General features: G+C 60.4%; 16 protein-coding genes. 14 read left to right on the forward strand and 2 right to left on the reverse strand.

Annotated elements, in window-relative coordinates; translation table 11 throughout:
- Positions 1-60 precede the first annotated feature (60 nt).
- From U5G49_RS24555 to U5G49_RS24620, 14 genes are all read left to right on the forward strand, one after another.
- Positions 61-1,005 (forward strand): ABC transporter permease, encoded by a 945-nt coding sequence (locus U5G49_RS24555; RefSeq protein ID WP_193444078.1) that lies wholly within the window; start codon positions 61-63, stop codon positions 1,003-1,005.
- Positions 1,002-1,820 (forward strand): ABC transporter permease, encoded by an 819-nt coding sequence (locus tag U5G49_RS24560; protein ID WP_193444080.1) that lies wholly within the window; start codon positions 1,002-1,004, stop codon positions 1,818-1,820. Before U5G49_RS24555 ends, U5G49_RS24560 begins: the two co-directional genes overlap by 4 nt.
- On the forward strand, positions 1,817-3,445 hold the full coding sequence (locus U5G49_RS24565) for an ABC transporter ATP-binding protein (RefSeq protein ID WP_193444082.1): 1,629 nt from the start codon (positions 1,817-1,819) through the stop codon (positions 3,443-3,445). Before U5G49_RS24560 ends, U5G49_RS24565 begins: the two co-directional genes overlap by 4 nt.
- Before the next feature lies 1 nt (position 3,446).
- Entirely contained in the window at positions 3,447-4,310 is an 864-nt protein-coding gene (locus U5G49_RS24570; RefSeq protein ID WP_193444084.1) for a serine hydrolase, read from the forward strand.
- A gap of 24 nt (positions 4,311-4,334) precedes the next feature.
- On the forward strand, positions 4,335-5,879 hold the full coding sequence (locus U5G49_RS24575; RefSeq protein ID WP_193444087.1) for an ABC transporter substrate-binding protein: 1,545 nt from the start codon (positions 4,335-4,337) through the stop codon (positions 5,877-5,879).
- A gap of 133 nt (positions 5,880-6,012) precedes the next feature.
- Positions 6,013-7,461: a M20 family metallopeptidase gene (locus tag U5G49_RS24580; protein WP_193444089.1), complete on the forward strand. Its 1,449-nt coding sequence runs from the start codon at positions 6,013-6,015 to the stop codon at positions 7,459-7,461.
- Positions 7,462-7,606: 145 nt separating this feature from the next.
- Complete coding sequence (locus U5G49_RS24585) at positions 7,607-8,740, forward strand: transporter substrate-binding domain-containing protein (protein ID WP_193444091.1); 1,134 nt, start codon at positions 7,607-7,609, stop codon at positions 8,738-8,740.
- A 1-nt stretch (position 8,741) separates the two neighbouring features.
- The gene (locus tag U5G49_RS24590; RefSeq protein ID WP_112908695.1) at positions 8,742-9,365 is read left to right on the forward strand and encodes an ANTAR domain-containing response regulator; all 624 of its coding nucleotides are present in this window, start codon (positions 8,742-8,744) and stop codon (positions 9,363-9,365) included.
- 187 nt (positions 9,366-9,552) lie between these two features.
- Entirely contained in the window at positions 9,553-10,398 is an 846-nt protein-coding gene (locus tag U5G49_RS24595) for a nitrilase family protein (protein ID WP_193444093.1), read from the forward strand.
- 29 nt (positions 10,399-10,427) lie between these two features.
- A complete protein-coding gene (locus U5G49_RS24600; protein WP_193444095.1) occupies positions 10,428-11,576 on the forward strand; it encodes a substrate-binding protein in 1,149 nt (382 codons plus the stop codon).
- A gap of 51 nt (positions 11,577-11,627) precedes the next feature.
- Positions 11,628-12,461: a branched-chain amino acid ABC transporter permease gene (locus tag U5G49_RS24605; protein WP_193444097.1), complete on the forward strand. Its 834-nt coding sequence runs from the start codon at positions 11,628-11,630 to the stop codon at positions 12,459-12,461.
- A complete protein-coding gene (locus U5G49_RS24610; protein WP_284199441.1) occupies positions 12,454-14,211 on the forward strand; it encodes a branched-chain amino acid ABC transporter ATP-binding protein/permease in 1,758 nt (585 codons plus the stop codon). Before U5G49_RS24605 ends, U5G49_RS24610 begins: the two co-directional genes overlap by 8 nt.
- On the forward strand, positions 14,204-14,911 hold the full coding sequence (locus tag U5G49_RS24615; RefSeq protein ID WP_193444101.1) for an ABC transporter ATP-binding protein: 708 nt from the start codon (positions 14,204-14,206) through the stop codon (positions 14,909-14,911). The genes U5G49_RS24610 and U5G49_RS24615 overlap by 8 nt, the downstream gene beginning before the upstream one ends.
- Before the next feature lie 12 nt (positions 14,912-14,923).
- Positions 14,924-16,084, forward strand: a complete 1,161-nt coding sequence (locus U5G49_RS24620) for an amidase family protein (RefSeq protein ID WP_193444103.1) — start codon at positions 14,924-14,926, stop codon at positions 16,082-16,084.
- Between the two features lie 114 nt (positions 16,085-16,198).
- Here U5G49_RS24620 and U5G49_RS24625 read toward each other — a convergent pair whose 3' ends face one another.
- Both U5G49_RS24625 and U5G49_RS24630 read right to left on the reverse strand, forming a co-directional pair.
- A complete protein-coding gene (locus U5G49_RS24625; RefSeq protein WP_193444105.1) occupies positions 16,199-16,639 on the reverse strand; it encodes a DMT family transporter in 441 nt (146 codons plus the stop codon).
- Positions 16,636-17,118: a DMT family transporter gene (locus U5G49_RS24630; protein WP_193444107.1), complete on the reverse strand. Its 483-nt coding sequence runs from the start codon at positions 17,116-17,118 to the stop codon at positions 16,636-16,638. Before U5G49_RS24630 ends, U5G49_RS24625 begins: the two co-directional genes overlap by 4 nt.
- Between the last annotated feature and the right edge of the window lie 117 nt (positions 17,119-17,235).

The raw sequence follows: 17,235 nt of genomic DNA on the forward strand, positions 1-17,235 counted from the left end.
TCTGCAGCAACGAAACCGATGGCGCCGGACACTGTCCATCGCCCATCGCGGGGAACAAAAATGCTGAAATTCGTCCTGAACCGCCTGCTGATGGCATTGCCGACGATCGTCCTCGTTTCGGTGACCGTCTTCACGCTGATCCGCTTCATACCCGGCGATCCGGCGGCACTGATGCTGGGCGATATGGCTGAGCCGGATCAGATCGCGGCGATGCGCTCTGAACTCGGCCTCGACAAATCGCTGCCGGAACAGTTCCTGATCTGGACCGCCAACGTCGTGCAGGGTGACTTCGGCCGTTCGATCGTCAATGACGAGGCGGTTCTGCCGCTCGTCGCATCACGCTTTCTGGTCAGCGCCGAAGTCGTCGTCGTCGCCGTCCTTCTGGCGAGCCTCATCGCCGTGCCGGCCGGCGTCATCGCCGCCTGGCGGCAGAACAGTCTGACGGACCTGGCGCTGGTCGGCACGGCCACGATCCTGCTGTCGATCCCGACATTCTGGCTCGGCCTCCTGCTTCTGCTTTTCTTCGGCTTGAAACTCGGCTGGTTACCGGTGCTGGGCTATGTCTCGATCGGCAGCAACGTTACCGGCGGCCTGCTCTATCTCGTGCTGCCGATCATGACCCTGGTCATTCACGAGATGGGTGTGTTGATCCGCATGGCACGCGCTTCGACGCTGGAAGTGCTGCGTCTCGACTATATCACTCACGCCCGGGCCAAGGGGCTTTCCGAAAGCGCCATCCTTTGGCGGCACGCCTTCAAGAATGCCTTCGGCCCGACCTGGACAGTCATCGGCCTGATCCTCGGCAATCTGCTCGGCGGCATTGCCGTCATCGAGACGGTCTTCACCATTCCGGGGCTCGGGCGACTGATGGTCGACAGTATTTTTGCCCGCGATTACCCCGTTATCCAGGGGTGTCTGCTGTTCGTCTCGCTTTCCTATGTGCTGGTCAATTTGGTCGTCGACCTGCTCTATCCCTTGTTCGATCCGCGGGTAGTCGCCGAATGAAAAACGTCACCTTCAACGGCTTCATCGGCAGCATTCTGATCGCCGCATTGCTCATCTCCGCTGCGATCGGCCTTTTCTGGACCCCCTATGATCCGATGAAGCTCGGCTTCACGGCACGGCTGGCGGCGCCAAGCAGCGTCCATTGGCTCGGAACCGACGAATTCGGCCGCGACGTTCTCAGCCGCCTGATCGTCGGCGCCCGGGCGAGCGTCTGGATCGGCACCTTGACGGTCACATTCGCGACGGCCTGCGGCACGCTGATCGGTCTCGTCAGCGGTTACGCCCGCGGTTGGATCGATGCCGTCATCATGGCCGTCAACAATGCGCTGCTCGCCTTTCCGGGCATCCTTCTGGCGCTAGGATTGCTCGCGGTCTTCGGCGCCAATCAATATGGCATCATCTTCGCGCTGGGCATTGCCTATTCTCCCTCGATGGCCCGCGTTGTTCGGGGTGCGGTCCTGTCGCTGCGCGAGCGGGAGTTCATCGAGGCGTCCAAGGTGATGGGCAATGGCGAGCTCTACACCATGTTCCGCCATATTCTCCCCAATTGCATCGCCCCGATCACCGTGCTTGCGACCTCGATGTTCGGCTGGGCGATCCTTTCGGAAAGCGCGCTCAGCTTTCTCGGTCTCGGCGTTCCACCACCGGCGCCGACCTGGGGCAACATGTTGGCTGCCGGCCGACCATTCATCGAACAGGCTGTCTGGCTGGGTCTGTTCCCGGGCCTGGCGATCGCGCTGACGCTCCTCGGCATCAATCTTCTGGGCGATGCTCTTAGAGACAAGCTTGATCCGCGGATGAGGGGGCTGAAATGACCAATGAAACTCTTTTGAATGTCCGCAACCTGTCGCTTCAGGCCACTGGGACCGGTGTGCAGGTCGTCAAGAACGTCAGTTTTGACATCGCGCCAGGCGAGATCTTCGGCATCGTCGGAGAAAGCGGATCGGGCAAGACGCTGGCAACACGCGCCCTGATTTCGCTGCTGCCGGCACCCATCAAGGTGATCGACGGTTCTGTTGCCTACAAGGGACGCGACGTGCTTTCCATGAACGGCGCGCAATTGCGCCAATTGCGTGGTGCGGAAATCGGTGTCGTCTTCCAGGAGCCGATGACCTCGCTCAATCCCTCGATGACCGTCGGCCGCCAACTCGAAGAAGGGTTGCAGCTGCATACGAAACTTTCGCGGGAAGAGCGGCGCAGCCGGATCCTCGACATGCTGAACAGGGTCGGGATCCGCGATCCCGCCGGAGCGCTTACTTCCTATCCGCATGAATTCTCGGGCGGCATGCGCCAGCGCATCATGCTGGCATCCGTCATGCTGCTGAAACCGGCGCTCTTGATCGCCGACGAGCCGACGACCGCGCTCGATGCCGTGATCCAGCGCGACGTCATGGAATTGATGGTGGAACTGACACAGGCGGAAGGCACCGCCGTGCTGCTGATCAGTCACGATCTGCCGATGGTTGCCCGTTACACGAACCGCATCGTCGTCATGGAAAAGGGCGTGATCGTCGAAGAAGGACGCACCGCCGATCTGCTCGACGCACCGCAGCGTGCCTATACCAAGAAACTGCTCTCCTCCCTGCCGTTTCGCGGAGAGACGCGGACGATCGACAAGACCAAGGCGCCGATGGTCTCGGCGCGGGATATCGTCGTCGACTATGCGGGCCGGCGGTCGCTGATGAAGAAGGCAACGACAAAGCGGGCGCTGCATGGCGTCAGCATCGATATCCACGAGGGCGAAGTCGTGGCACTGGTCGGCGGTTCGGGCTCCGGCAAGACCACGCTCGGCCGCACCATTGCCGGACTGGTCCGGGAGAGCGAAGGCGATATTCGGTTCAAGGGACGCAGCCGCGACGACGACTGGATGGACTACCGGCTGAATTGCCAGATGGTTTTTCAGGATCCCTATTCCTCGCTCAATCCGCGCATGACCATCGTCGCGCTTGTGGAAGAAGCTCTGCGGCTCGTTCCCGATCTCGACGCTGCGGCAAAGCGCAAGCGCGCCCTGGAGACGCTGGAAGAAGTCGGGCTTGGGGCCGACTACGCCGGGCGCTACCCGCATGAGCTTTCGGGCGGCCAGCGTCAGCGCGTGGCGATTGCCCGGGCCATTGCGCGCCGGCCGAAATTCCTGATCGCCGACGAGCCGGTATCGGCGCTTGACGTGACGGTCAGGGCGCAGGTGCTCGAACTCCTGTCGGATCTGCAAAAACGCTACGGCTTTTCCTGCCTGTTCATCAGCCACGATCTCGGCGTGGTCGAACAGGTGGCCGATCGCGTCGTCGTCATGCAGGACGGCCGGATCATCGAGGAGGGCAACCGCGATACGGTTTTCGACAGCCCGAAGGAGGCCTATACGCAAAGGCTTCTCTCGGCCATCCCCGCTCTGGACCACAATGCTCAGGGCGGCGTGATCCTCAAATGGCGCCTGGAGAACTGACATGACGACGATGATTGAATCCGGAAAGCTTGCGGAGCGATTGACCGCGATCTGCGATGCCCAGCCGTTCGTGACACGTTTTATGGTGCGTGCGCTTGGCAGTGGTGAAACGATCGGCAGAGGCGCGGACGAGGAAACGCCCTCCGCCAGCACCCGAAAGACCTCGATCATGATGGCAGCCCTGAAGGCCGCGCATGAAGGCCGCCTGGATCTGGACGAACCGATCACCTACGAAAAGCGCTTCGCCGAGGAAGTGGCGAGCGGGATGTTCCGCTATCTGACGCCCGGTATCGTCATATCGCTGCGTGATGCCATCACCGGCATGATGGTGCTGAGCGACAATGTCTGCACCAAGATGGTCTTCGAAAGGCTGACGCTCGAAGAGGTCGACGGTTATTGCAAGTCGATCGGCATGTCAGGCACCAACCATCGCTTCCTCATCCCTCCCTTGGCACTGTCGCCCGATCATTCTTTGAAGGCCGTCACCACGACGACCGCGCGGGATCAGGCCTATCTGCTGCAGACCATCCTGGATGCGCAGGATTCGCCGGAAGCCGCGGACCGGCTCGGCTGCTCGCAGACGCTGTGCGCTTACGCGCTTCAAACCCTGAAGAACCAGATCCTGCGTTATGCCATTCCCTCCCGGCTGCCATTCGGCGTGCTCGTCGCCCATAAGGGCGGCACGGGAAAGCGCGGCCGCATGAATGCCGGTATCGTCTATCGCGACGGGTCCCCCTTCTACATCATCGCCGCCTATACCGACGACGTGCCGCAGGAAATGCCGGACGGCACCCCTGGCTACACGGTCGCGCTTGAAACCATCGGCAGGCTTTCACGCGCCTGCTGGGATGAACTCCGATCCTAACAATCCATAAAAGAGGGTAGAACAATGCATAAGCTTCTTCTTGCAGGGACCATGTTGATGGCGATGACCGGCATGGTCGACGCCCGCGACATCGTCGTGGCTCAAAGCTCCGATCTGCGCAGCGCCAATCCAGGCGTCAATCGCGACGGCAATACCGATGGCGTCATCCTGCATATCGTCGAAGGGCTCGTCGGCTATGCCAACAACGGCGAGGTCAAGCCGCTGCTGGCAAAGAGCTTCGAAGTCTCGGCTGACGGGCTGACCTATAGCTTCAAACTGCGTGACGACGTCAAATTTCACAACGGCAAGAAATTGACCGCCGATGACGTCGTGTGGAACTGGAACCGCTATCTCAAGCCCGAAACGAAATGGACCTGCCTTCCTGATTTCGACGGCAGCGGCAGCGTGCATGTTACGGGGGTCAAGGCAGTCGATACTTCGACGGTCACTATCACGCTGGAAAAGCCATCCGCGATTTTCCTTGGCCTGATGTCGCGCCCCGAATGCGGTTATACCGGGATGATTTCCCCGGAATCGGTCGGTGCGGACGGAAGCTTCATCAAACCGATCGGCACCGGTCCCTTCAAATGGGATGAATGGAAGAAGGGCGAGTATATCCACCTTGCCAAGTTCGACGATTATGTCTCGCCCCAGAACGACGGCAAGCCCGACGGCATGGTCGGCTCCAAACGCCCTCTCGTCGATGGCATCAAGTTCATGGTCATTCCCGATGCTTCGACCGTAAAGGCCGGCCTTCAGTCTGGCGTACTCGATACGGCGGAGATTTCGCCGGATCTCATTCCCGAATTCAAGACGAGCGACACGATGCAACTGATCGTGGCTCGCAACAACGGCAAAAACCTCTTCTACATCCAGACGCGCGACAAGGTGCTGAGCAATCCCGGCGTGCGCCGCGCCATGGCGATGGCACTCGATCTCGACCAGCTCGTCGAGGCCGCCTCTAATGGCACCGGCGCAGCCAACGGCTCGATGGTTTCGGAAGACTCGCTCTATTTCGACGATGTCCAGAAGACCCGTCTGCCCTATGACCTCGAGACCGCGAAGAAGGAGCTTGCGGCGGCCGGCTACAAGGGCGAGCCGATCACCATCATCGCCAACAAGCGCAGCAACGTGCCAAGCTTCCCGGCCGCTGTGATGGCGCAGGCCATGATGCAGCAGGCAGGTCTCAATGTGCAGATCGAGGTGCTCGACTATGCGACGCAGGTCGATCGTCGCCGCTCCGGCAACTATCAGATCATCTCGCAGTCGGTCGCGCCAAGGCTCGATCCGGCGCTGATGTACGGCTTCTATGTCGGCAACAAGGACAAGAACGCTTCTTTGATGTGGGATGACCCGAAAGCCGTCGAGTTGATGAAGGCCGCCTATGCGGAGTCCGACCAGACGAAGCGTCAGGCGATCTTCGACGAGTTTCACACGCTGATGCTCAAGGAAATGCCCGGCATCTTCCTCTACGACATGGTCGATGTCTGGGGCGCGACCAAGAAGCTGAAGGGTCAGCCCGTCTGGCAATCGAATGCCCGTCTTTGGGAAGTTTCGCTCGACAATTGAGCCCGAATTGCCGCGCCCGGTGAATCGGGTGCCGCCATCCCACTTCGACAGTCAATAGGAGATCCGGCAGGCCGTCCTGCCGGGTCCGGTGCAACACGTCCCTGTGGCGGCATGACAGACAGCGAGGAATACCATGAATCTTGACGCGATCAGCTCTATTGCCGCGACGATCGAAGAGATGAAACCGGATTATGTCGCTCTCAGCGACAGTATCTGGGATTTCGCGGAGTTGAAGTTCGAGGAGCGGCGCTCGTCGCAATTGCTGGCAAGGACACTCGAGGAAAACGGCTTTGCCGTGCGCCGCGGCGTCGCAGGCATGGAAACGGCCTTCATCGGCGAATCCGGCAGCGGCAAGCCGGTGATTGCATTCCTCGGCGAATTCGATGCCCTGGCCGGAATGAGCCAGACCGCCAACCTGGCCGAGCCTCGTCCCCAAATGGCGGGAGCGACCGGCCACGGCTGCGGGCACAATCTGCTTGGCGTCGGGTCGCTGATGGCGGCGGTTGCGCTTGCGCGCCACCTCAAGGAGAACAACCTGCCTGGGACGGTGCGCTATTACGGCTGCCCAGGAGAGGAGGGCGGTTCCGGCAAGACATTCATGGTTCGTGCCGGGGCATTCGATGACGTCGATGCCGCCCTGACCTGGCATCCGGCTCCGTTCAACGGTGTTCGTTCAACGAACAATCTCGCCGTTCTCGAATATTACTATCGCTTCAGGGGTGTCGCGGCACATGCTGCCAACAGCGCCCATCTCGGCCGTTCGGCGCTCGATGCGGTCGAACTCATGAACATCGGCGTCAATTTCCTGCGCGAACACATGCCGCAGGATTGTCGCGTTCACTACGCGATCACCGACACCGGCGGCAGGGCCGCCAATGTCGTGCAGGCCAGCGCCGAGGTTCTCTATCTGATCAGGGCGCCTGACATGCCGCAGACGCTTGAGCTTGCCGGGCGCGTCGAGAAAGTTGCACGAGGTGCCGCGATGATGACCGAAACCGAAGTCGAGATCGTGTTCGACACCGCCTCGACGAACCTTCTTCCCAACATCACGCTTGAAACGGCAATGCACGAGAACATGGTCGCGCTCGGGCCGATAGCCTTCGACGAGGCTGACATCGCCTTCGCCAGGGAAATCCAGGATACCTTCACTGAGGAAGCGATCAGGAGCAGCATCCGCCTCTATCAGATGAAGGGCGATGTGTTCTCCAATGCCAAGGTCGATGGCTCGACGCCCTTGCACACCGGTCTGCGCGATTTCGAAGGACTATCGCATTTCCGGGCCGGATCGACCGATGTCGGTGACGTCAGCTGGGTGACGCCAACCGCGCAATGCTGGGCGCCAGCCTGGGCGATCGGCACCAATCCCCATACCTGGCAGGTCGTCGCGCAGGGAAAAAGCCCGGCCGCGCACAAAGCCATGGCGCATGCGGCCAAGACGCTTGCGACAACAGGGCTCGCATTGATGTCGTCATCCGACCTCCTGGCAGCCGCGACGGCCGAGTGGCGAGAAAAGACCAGCGGTAAAGCCTATATATGCCCGATCCCCGACAATGTGATGCCCGCAACGGTTCACAGCCGGTAATTCCCGTCTCGGTCTGCTGTGAGAGCGACCTGCATCGCACCCGCTTGCAGGATCCCATGAAAAAGCACTAAGGGTATGGAAGTCGAAAGCGCGGAACTGAGGCATTCACCGCTTTCGAACCTCCAACACGTCGGAAAAGGCAAAGATGACAAGCTCCGAATGGCGGGTGGGAGTGCTGTTTTCCAGAAGCGGAATTAGCGAAATTACGGAAACCGAGCACTTTCTTGGCACCGCACTTGCGATCGAGGAAGTCAATGCGGCGGGCGGCGTGCTTGGCAAGCCCATCGTTCCGATCGCCTATGACCCGGGCGGGGATCAAACCGCCTATCGCAATCTGGCACGGCGCCTGCTGGCCGATGACGACGTCAACATCATCTTCGGTGCCTCGATGTCGGCCAGCCGAAAGGCGGTGCTGCCGATCGTCGAGCGGCACAACGGACTGCTGTTTTATCCGTCGATGTATGAAGGTTTCGAATATTCGGAGAATGTGGTCTATACCGGCGCCACCCTCAACCAGAACACCTTCGCGCTCGCGGAATACCTTCTCCGCCACCACGGATGCCGCATCCTGTTCGTCGGCGCGGATTATATTTATCCGCGCGAATCCAATCGGGTCATGCGGGATGTGGTAGAGGCAAAGGGCGGTGAAGTCGTCAGCGAGCGATATCTACCTCTTCATGCCGACGAACAGACCTTGCGTTCGGTTATTTCCGATATCGTCCGTCTCAAGCCCGATGCCATCTTCTCGACGATCATCGGCCGGCCGGCGCAGCGATTTTATCGCATGTATGCCGAGACCGGAATCGATCGCAGGCGGGTTCCGATTGCCAGCCTGACCATGGCCGAGAGCGAGATTCGCGAGATCGGAGCAGATGCCTGCACCGGCCATATTCTCTCGGCGACCTATTTCCAGACGGTCGAGAACGAGGCGAATGAGCGTTTCGTGGGAGCATTCAAGGCCCGTTTCGGCCAGGAGTTCACCACGAGCGTCTGGTCGCAGCCGGCCTATGCGCAGGTGCACCTTTTTGCCCGCGCGCTTGCCCGGGCCGGCTCGCTCGAGACCCATCGCATTTCCGAAGAAATTCTCCAGGAAGATTTTCTTGCTCCGGAGGGCCGGATCAACTTCGACGCCGATACCCGTCATCTCTGGCTGCATCCCCGTATCGGCGTGGCGCGCGCCGATGGACTTTTCGATATTGCCTGGCAGGCGCCTGGCCCGATCCGGCCGGACCCCTACCTGACGGCGTCGCGGTTCGAAGACGTTTGGTTGGAGGCCTGATATGGCGGGACCGAGCAGGATCGTTCAGGATCTGCGGCGTGCACGCGTTCTGGTCGTCCATCCGCGCGACGAGGACGGCGACGTGCTGATCGCCCACCTTAAACGCCTTGGCTGCGAGGTCCGGGCGACATGGCCGCTTCCGCCAGCCCTGCCTCCCGACGTAGACACCGTCTTCCTGCATGTCGAGGATGTGCATGTCGAGCACGCGCTTGAGATCATCGACCTCCAGCAAACGGCGATCATCGCCATCGTCACATATGAGAGCCCGACAGCCCTCCAGGCGATCATCGATCTCAACGCCCACGGCGTTATCAGCAAACCGCTGCGGCCGCTTGGCATCCTGACGCAATTTGCGCTTGCACGCTATCGGCAGAGCTACGAAAAAAGGCTCGCCGGCAAGGTGCAGAAACTCGAGGAAACCTTGAAAAGTCGCCGGCTGGTCGAAAAAGCCGTTTCGGCGCTGCGGGTCATGAATGGTCTCGACGAGGCGGCAGCCTATAAACTCTTGCGAGATCAGGCGACGTCAAAGCGCGTTCCGATGGCGACGATCGCCGAATCCATCATTGCCGCACAAGACACCATGAAAAGCCTCGGACTTTCCATCGGCGCAAAAACTCAACCTTAGGTCGCTAACCCTTGCACCCCTGAAAATGCCTGCTGAAGCGGCTTGACGGTCACTTTCTTTCGTGCAAGCCTAAAGATAACGAGCAGGTTTGCTCAGCGGCAGGGCTGCCGCATTCACATTTGGCTATGTAGCCTCTGGTTCACGGATTGAATTCCGTGCCAGAGGTTTTTTGCGTTTGGAGACAAGATTGAGCGTCAAGACCTCAACCGCACGGACGGTAACCGTTGCAACCGTCCAGTTCGAACCGATCGTCGGTGATCGCGCCGGTAATCTCGCGGCTATCGAGCGGCTGGCGAGGACGGCGAAGGCCCAAGGCGCGGAGATCGTCGTTCTGCCGGAACTGGCCGATAGCGGCTACACCTTCCGCGACGGCCACGAGCTTGCCGCATTGGCCGGCCCGGTACCCGGCGGCGCAAGTGCCGAGACGCTCTGCCGCCTTGCCGAGGAGCTTGGCCTTTACATCGTCAGCGGCGTTGCCGAGCAGGATGGCGACCGGTTTTACAACAGCGCTCTTCTTTGCGGTCCCGAGGGATATATCGGCAAATACCGCAAGCTTCATCTGTGGAACAACGAAAACCGTCTTTTCAGAAAAGGCGATCTCGGACTGCCGGCATTCGACCTGCCTTTCGGCCGTATCGGCATCGCCATCTGCTACGACGGCTGGTTTCCGGAAACGTTTCGTCAGTTGGCGCTAGCCGGCGCCGAGCTGGTCTGCGTGCCCACCAACTGGGTCCCGATGGCCGGTGCGGAAAGCGTTCCCGAGCCTATGGCCAATATCCTCCATAAGGCGGCCGCCCACACCAATGGTCTCTACATCGCCTGCGCCGACCGTATCGGCATCGAGCGCGGCCAGTCCTTCATCGGCCGCAGCCTTATCGTCGGCCCGCAGGGCTGGCCGATATCTGGTCCGGCCAGTGCCGATCGCGAGGAAATCCTCCTTGCGCAAATCGATCTGTCGAGCGTGACGGAAACCCGCACGCTCAACAGCTTCAATCATCTGCTCGGCGACCGCCGAGCCGATGTCTACGGGTAATATCAACCCACTCAAGAAAGGGGAACAAAATGCAAATGAAAACCATAATCCTTACGCTGGCATCTGCCGCATTCGCCACCGCAGCTTTCGCCGAGGATCCGATCAAGATCGGCGTGCCGGTGGGGCTGTCTGGCGCAAACAGCGTGGTCGCGCCGTCCGTCGTCCAAGCTGCGGAGCTCGCCGTCGAAGAAATCAATGCCAAAGGCGGCGTGCTCGGGCGGCCGTTGGAGCTTGAGATCGCCGACGATGCATCAGGGGCGGCCGGCGCCCAAAAGGCCTTCGACTCCCTTGTTTTCCAGAAGGAGGTGAACGTCATCATCTCCATGGAAACGAGTGCTGCGCGCAATGCCGGCCTGCCGATCATTTCCAAGGGTGACGTGCCATACATCTACACGTCCTTCTACGAAGGCAAATCCTGCAACGCCAATCTTTTCGTCGATGCCTGGGTTCCGGAACAGCAGGTGCCGCCCGTCGTCGACAATTTCATCAGCAAACAGGGCGCAAAGAAGTTCTTCCTGATCGGTTCGGATTATGCCTTCGGACGCGGCATGCTAACCTTCGCCAAGGGCTATATCGAAAAAGCCGGGGCTCAGGTCGTTGGCGAGGAATATCTGCCGATGGACGGCAGCGACTGGACGGCCATCATCTCCAAGGTCCGCTCCTCGGGCGCCGATGCCATCATCACCTCGACGGCCGGCGGTGCACCGAACGTGACCTTGACCAAGCAGTTGCGCTCATCTGGCGTCACCCTGCCTTACGGCAATCTCGCGGTCGACGAAGGCACCGCCAAGAGCATGGGCGGCGATGCCAAGGACATCTTCCTCTCCGCATCCTACGTCACCGGCATCGACAGCCCAGAAAACAAGGCTTTTCTCTCGGCCATGGACAAGAAGTTCGGCAAGGAATTGCGCACGCCGAACGATCTTTCCGTGCCGCAATATGAAGCGATCTACCTTTACAAGGCAGCCGTCGAGAAGGCCGGCAGCACGGATACGGCGGACGTGCTCAAAGCCCTTCCCGATGTATCCTTCACCGGTCCGCGCGGCAAGATCTCCATGAACAAGCAGCACCATGCGCCGCTGACGATGTATCTTGGCCAGGTAAAGGACGATGGCAGCGTTGCAGTCGTCGATAGCTTCAAAGACGTCGATCCTGGCGATCAGTGCCCGAATCTCTGAAACCAGCGTGGCGGGGCAGGGCGCCCCGCCTCCAGCATCGGAGTTCTAGAAATGACGCTCTTTCTCGATATTGTCAGCACTGCGGCCATTCTCTTCATCGTTGCCGCCGGGCTGCTTGCGATCTTCGGCGTGCTGAAGATCATCAATTTCGCGCATGGCGCATGGCTGACCATCGGGGCCTATTGCGCTGTCGTCGTCAGCCGGTTCGGCCTCAATCCGTGGCTTGCCATTCCCTTCGCGTTTCTGGTCGGCGCGATCCTCGGCGGTGTTGCCGAACGGTTCATCGTGCGGCCTCTCTATCGCCGCCCGCTCGACGCCATTCTTGCAACCTGGGGCCTTGGCATCGTCATCGGCCAGCTGATTACGCTCTGGTTTGGCCGTGATGTCCAGTTTACGCCGGCGCTGCTGCCCGGCACATTCGATCTCTTTGGGACCGGCTACTCGGCCTACCGTCTTTTCGCCATTGTCGCCGCCATCTGTCTCGGTCTCGGCTTCACCTTGCTGCTCGATGGGACAAGGCTTGGTCTTTCCGCCCGGGCGGTCATCATGAATGAAACGCTGGCGCGCGGGCTTGGTATCGATACCGAAAAGGTGCGGCTCGCGACCTTCATGATTGGCACCGGCCTGGCGGCCCTTGCCGGCGTGCTGCTCGCGCCGCTGACCAGCGTCGATCCCAATATGGGCGTCGCCTGGCTGACGGGCGCCTTCATGCTGGTGATGGTCGCAGGCTCTTCTTTCGGCGCGCTTGCCGCCGCCTGCCTCATCTTCGGGGCCGCTCAGGTGCTTGTCAGCATCTATTTCAGTCCAATCCTCGGCGGCATCACCGTGGCCGTCCTCTGCGCAATCACATTGCGCATACGTCCGAAAGGATTTGCCCGTGCGTGACAGACAAAAACTCCGGCTTGTCCTTCTTCTGGCGCTGGCGCTCACAGCTCTCCTCTTGATCGTCTTCGGACCGATGTTTCTCGGCCGCTTCAGCCTCAACGTGCTAACGCGTTCGATGATCTACGCAATGCTGGCGATCACCGTCGACTTGCTTTGGGGCTATACGGGTGTTCTCACCTTCGGGCAGGCGGCATTCTTTGGCGTGGGCGCCTATGCCACCGCCATGGTCCTCACCCATATCGGCGCAAGCCCGGCGCTTTTCGTCGTCGCTCTTGTCGCCGCCGTGCTCGTTCCTCTCGTGCTTGGCCTCGCCGTCGGCTGGCTGTCGTTCTATCACGGATCGACACCACTCTATGCTACCGTGATCTCACTCGTCGTGCCGATCGTCGTTACGCAACTCGTCTTTTCCGGCGGCACCTGGACCGGTTCCTCGAGCGGCCTTGTCGGTTACGAAACCCTCCCGCTCGGGCTTCCCGGCTATTTCCGCCTGTCGGGCGCGTGCCTGCTGGTCTTGGCCGTTCTTGCCATCGTCTTCGTCCGGTCGGACGCCGGCCGTCTGCTCCTTGCAATCCGCGACAACGAAGCCCGCATCGCCTATCTCGGCATGAACCCCGCTCGGCTGAAGATCGTCCTGACGGGCGTTCTGGCCGGGGTATGCGGTCTGGCTGGCTTCCTTTATGCCAACGCGTCCGGTGTCGTCGCGCCTGAGAATACCGGCTTCGTATTCGGAACCGAACTCGTCGTCTGGACGGCGCTCGGTGGCCGGGGAACGATTATCGGACCCTTATTCGGCGCAATCGGCATCGATTATCTGAGCGCCAGCCTTTCGGGCGATCTGCCCTTCCTGTGGCAATTGATCATCGGCGCGCTCTTCGTCGCCATGATCATCCTTTTGCCGGGCGGCCTCGCCTCCCTGGTGACGCGTTTCCTGCAATCCACAAACTCCAACAGCACTCTGAAATCCTTGCCGACGCGCATCGTCGCCAAGGACGGTGCCCTGGCAGGCAAAAGCCTTCTGTCGATCCGCGGCCTCGGCAAGTCCTATGGCAGCTTCTCCGTCCTCAAGGGCATCGACCTTGAAATCGGCGCCGGAGAACTCGTTAGCCTGGTCGGCCCCAACGGCGCCGGCAAGACCACGCTGATGCGTTGTCTGTCGGACGGCACCCAGCAGATCGAAGGTCAAGTGGATATCATCGGCACGAATATCGCCGGTCGTGCTCCCGAACGGATCGTCGCCCTCGGCGTCGGCCGTAAATTCCAGGTCGCCAGCATCTTCGACAGCATGACCATCGGCGAATGCCTCAAGATGGCGCGTTTCAGCCGCGAGAAACCCGACCCGATGCGATCGCTCGCCGAGATCGTGCTGCCGCTAGCTGCAGCCGAGATCCTGACGCTCACCGGCATGGCTGATATGCTGGACAAGCCGGTCTCGCTGCTGTCGCACGGTCAAAGGCAGGCTCTCGAACTGGCGATGGTCGTCGCTCTGGAACCACGCATCATTCTTCTCGACGAGCCGACTGCGGGCCTTACCAAGACCGAGCGCATGACCATCGGCACCATCCTCAAGAAACTGACGGACGAGATGGGTTTCGCCGCCATCCTGGTCGAACATGACCTGGATTTCGTGCGCGACATATCGAGCCGCATCGTGGTTCTCCACCAGGGCAAGCTCGTTCTCGACGGCACGGTGAATGACGTGGTCAATTCCGAAACGGTTCGAACCATCTACGCAGGAGGCGCCCATGGCTGACGCGTTCAAACTCAAGCTCAGCGGCATATCGAGCGGATATGGCGCGGTCGATGTCGTAAACGGCGTGTCGCTCGCCATCCGGCCGGGCGAGATCTTCGCTCTCATGGGCAAGAACGGTATGGGCAAGACGACGCTGCTGAAGACGATCCTTGGCTTCCTGCGTGTGGGCAAAGGCACGATCGAGGTCGACGGTGCTGTCATCACCGACAGGAAGCCTGCCGAGCTGATCGCTTCCGGAATAGGCTATGCCCCTCAGGAATTGCCGTTGTTTCAGGATCTCTCCATCCGCGACAATCTGCGCCTCGCGCTCAAAGGCGACCGGGATCTGGCATCCGCCCTGGAGCGGGTCTACGGTTATTTCCCTTTCCTGAAGGACCGGCTGACACAGAAGGCCGGCACCCTGTCGGGCGGGGAGCAGAAAATGCTGATCCTCGCGCGGGCGCTGATGCTGCGGCCAAAACTGTTGCTAATCGACGAGATCTCCGAAGGCCTGCAGCCCTCCGTTGTTCAGAACATCGCCAAAGCATTGAAGGACGAGCGCGAGAAGCGCGGCACGACCATTCTGCTGGTCGAACAGAACCTGGATTTTGCCCTTTCGGTGGCCGACCGCTGGGCCATTCTCAAACTCGGGGCGATCGAAGACGAAAGCCCCAATGGTCCAGAGAGCCGCGACCGTGTGCTGCAACATCTGAAGATCTAGGAGCCGGGGCGAGTGCGCGACCCATGGAACGCTTTCATGCCCTATCCGGATGCGGATGTACGGCACGCGACCACCGGTCCGCTTTCCGGCCTTCGACTGGCAGTCAAGGACCTTTTCGACGTTGCCGGCTATCCCACAGCGGCTGGCAATGCCGCGGTGCTCGCCGCCTCCGGCATCAAGACATCGACGGCGCCTCTGGTCCAGACGCTGCTCGATGCCGGAGTCTGCTTCGTCGGCAAAACCAATACGGATGAGCTCGCCTATTCCCTGATCGGCGGCAACATCCATTTCGGCATGCCGATCAATCCGCGCGATCCCCACCTCATTCCCGGCGGATCGTCGTCGGGCTCGGCCGTCGCGGTTGCCGCTGGCTTCGCCGATATCGGCCTTGGAACAGACACATCCGGCTCCATCCGTCTGCCCGCCGCCGTCAACGGTCTCATCGGCTGGCGGCCGACACATGGAAGCCTCGACAACAGGGCGCTGCGTCCGCTGGCGCCAAGCTTCGACGTGCCGGGCTTCATGACGAGAAGCCTGGAACCAATGGCCGTGGTGATGAGCGCCGTCGGCATGCCCGCGGCAAATGACCAACCAACATCTATTCTCATACCCGAGGATATCTTCGCAACCATCGACGACGCGGTCGCCGACGAGATGATCGCCAGCCTTCGATCAGCGGGCATGCCTATTCGCATGACCAATGCTATCGCCTCGTTCAGCCTCGCCGATCTTGCTTTGGCGTTCATCACCATCTTGCAAAGGGAAGCCTGGGAAAGCAACAAAACACTCTTCGAGCGGAGCCCTGAAGCCATTGCGCCCGATATTGCTGCGCGCCTCCTGTCAGGATCTCGCCTGGACGACGAGGAGGTGCGCGAGGCATTCAGGATCGCCGCGCTCTTTTCCCGGCAGATCGACCGGTTGCTGTGCGAAAATGTGGTTGTCGCTCTTCCGACCTTGGCCATGAACCCGCCCACGCGCGATGCCGAACCGGAAAGCTTCGCCGCATTTCGTTCCGCCTGCATCAAGCTCCTGTGTCTCTCGGGCCTTAGCGGCTGCCCCCAACTGGCTTTTCCCATTATCAATTGTGCGGGAAATGTTTCGCTTTCCTTGTTCGGCGCAAGGAGCGCCGACAGGATGCTTATGAATGTGGCCCGGCGACTAAAAGTTGAGTGAAAGAGCAAATGCGGCGCGGAGCATGCCCCACCGTTTATCCGTCCCCATGGCTTGCGACCGGCCGATGAAATTATTCGGTCAGCAATGGCACCTGAATCGCAGCGCAACGCATGGCTATTGCGAACCGCCGGCTTTGCGTCGTCCCCGGCTGACCATCATTCCGCCGACGATGAGAACAATTCCGGTCGCGTTTGCCCAAAATGACGCTGGAACGGCGCTGATATAATCAAACGCTACCCCTGTCACCATCTGGCCACCGATGATCAACAGAGCCGAATTGACCGCACCTATTCGAGCAATGACCCAACTGCCCGCGGCCACGAAGATGACGCCGATCGGACCACCCAGATAGGCATACCAAGGCGCCTCGGCAGCACCCGCAGGAAGCAGACCTCCTACAAAGAGACCAAGGCAGGTGAGGGCAGCAAAGCCTATGGCATGATTCCAGAAGGATGCAATCAGCGGCGTCGTCGATATGCTCAACCGTCCATTGAGCTGACGACTGAGGCCGACGAGCACACCGCCCAGGCACGCGAGGAGAATGAACCCCGTCACGCCGCACCTCGCCCAAACAGGATGATGAGTGCAGCCCCCATGACGACCAGGCCGAGCGCAGCGATGTCTTGTCTATCCGGACGCCGCTTTGGCAGACCGAACAATCCCCAGCTGTCGGCCGCGACGCTGAAGGCGACCTGGCCCGCCAAACCCAAAGCCAAGGTGCCGGAGAGCCCGAGCGGTGAGTTGACCGCAATCGAGGTCAGAATGACCGTTGCCGCACCGGATATCCCACCGAAGTAAGCCCACCAAGGCGCATTGGGGGCTTTTTCTACCCTCGGCGTGCGCCGGCGGTGGACCATTAGGAGAAGAATGACGGCAGCAATTATGCCTGTGCCGTGAGCGGTCCAAGATGAGAACAGGGGATTGCCATAACGGGCCAACTCCCCATTGAGGTGCACCATGAAAGTCAGGAGCCCACCGGTGGCAAAAGCTCCGACGAAGTAGATGGGATGCGAATTACGTGCTTCGGTGGTCATTGCAGATCCTGTCAAAGAATCGATTGCGCCCGATATTTTTCAAATTGCCACTAAGGCCATTCATCGGCATTTTCGGCAAGATGATTAGCACCGTGCGTCTGTCAGACCGGCCCCTCA

The sequence above is a fragment of the Rhizobium indigoferae genome (assembly GCF_034554815.1).
GTDB classification, from domain to species: Bacteria; Pseudomonadota; Alphaproteobacteria; order Rhizobiales; family Rhizobiaceae; genus Rhizobium; species Rhizobium leguminosarum.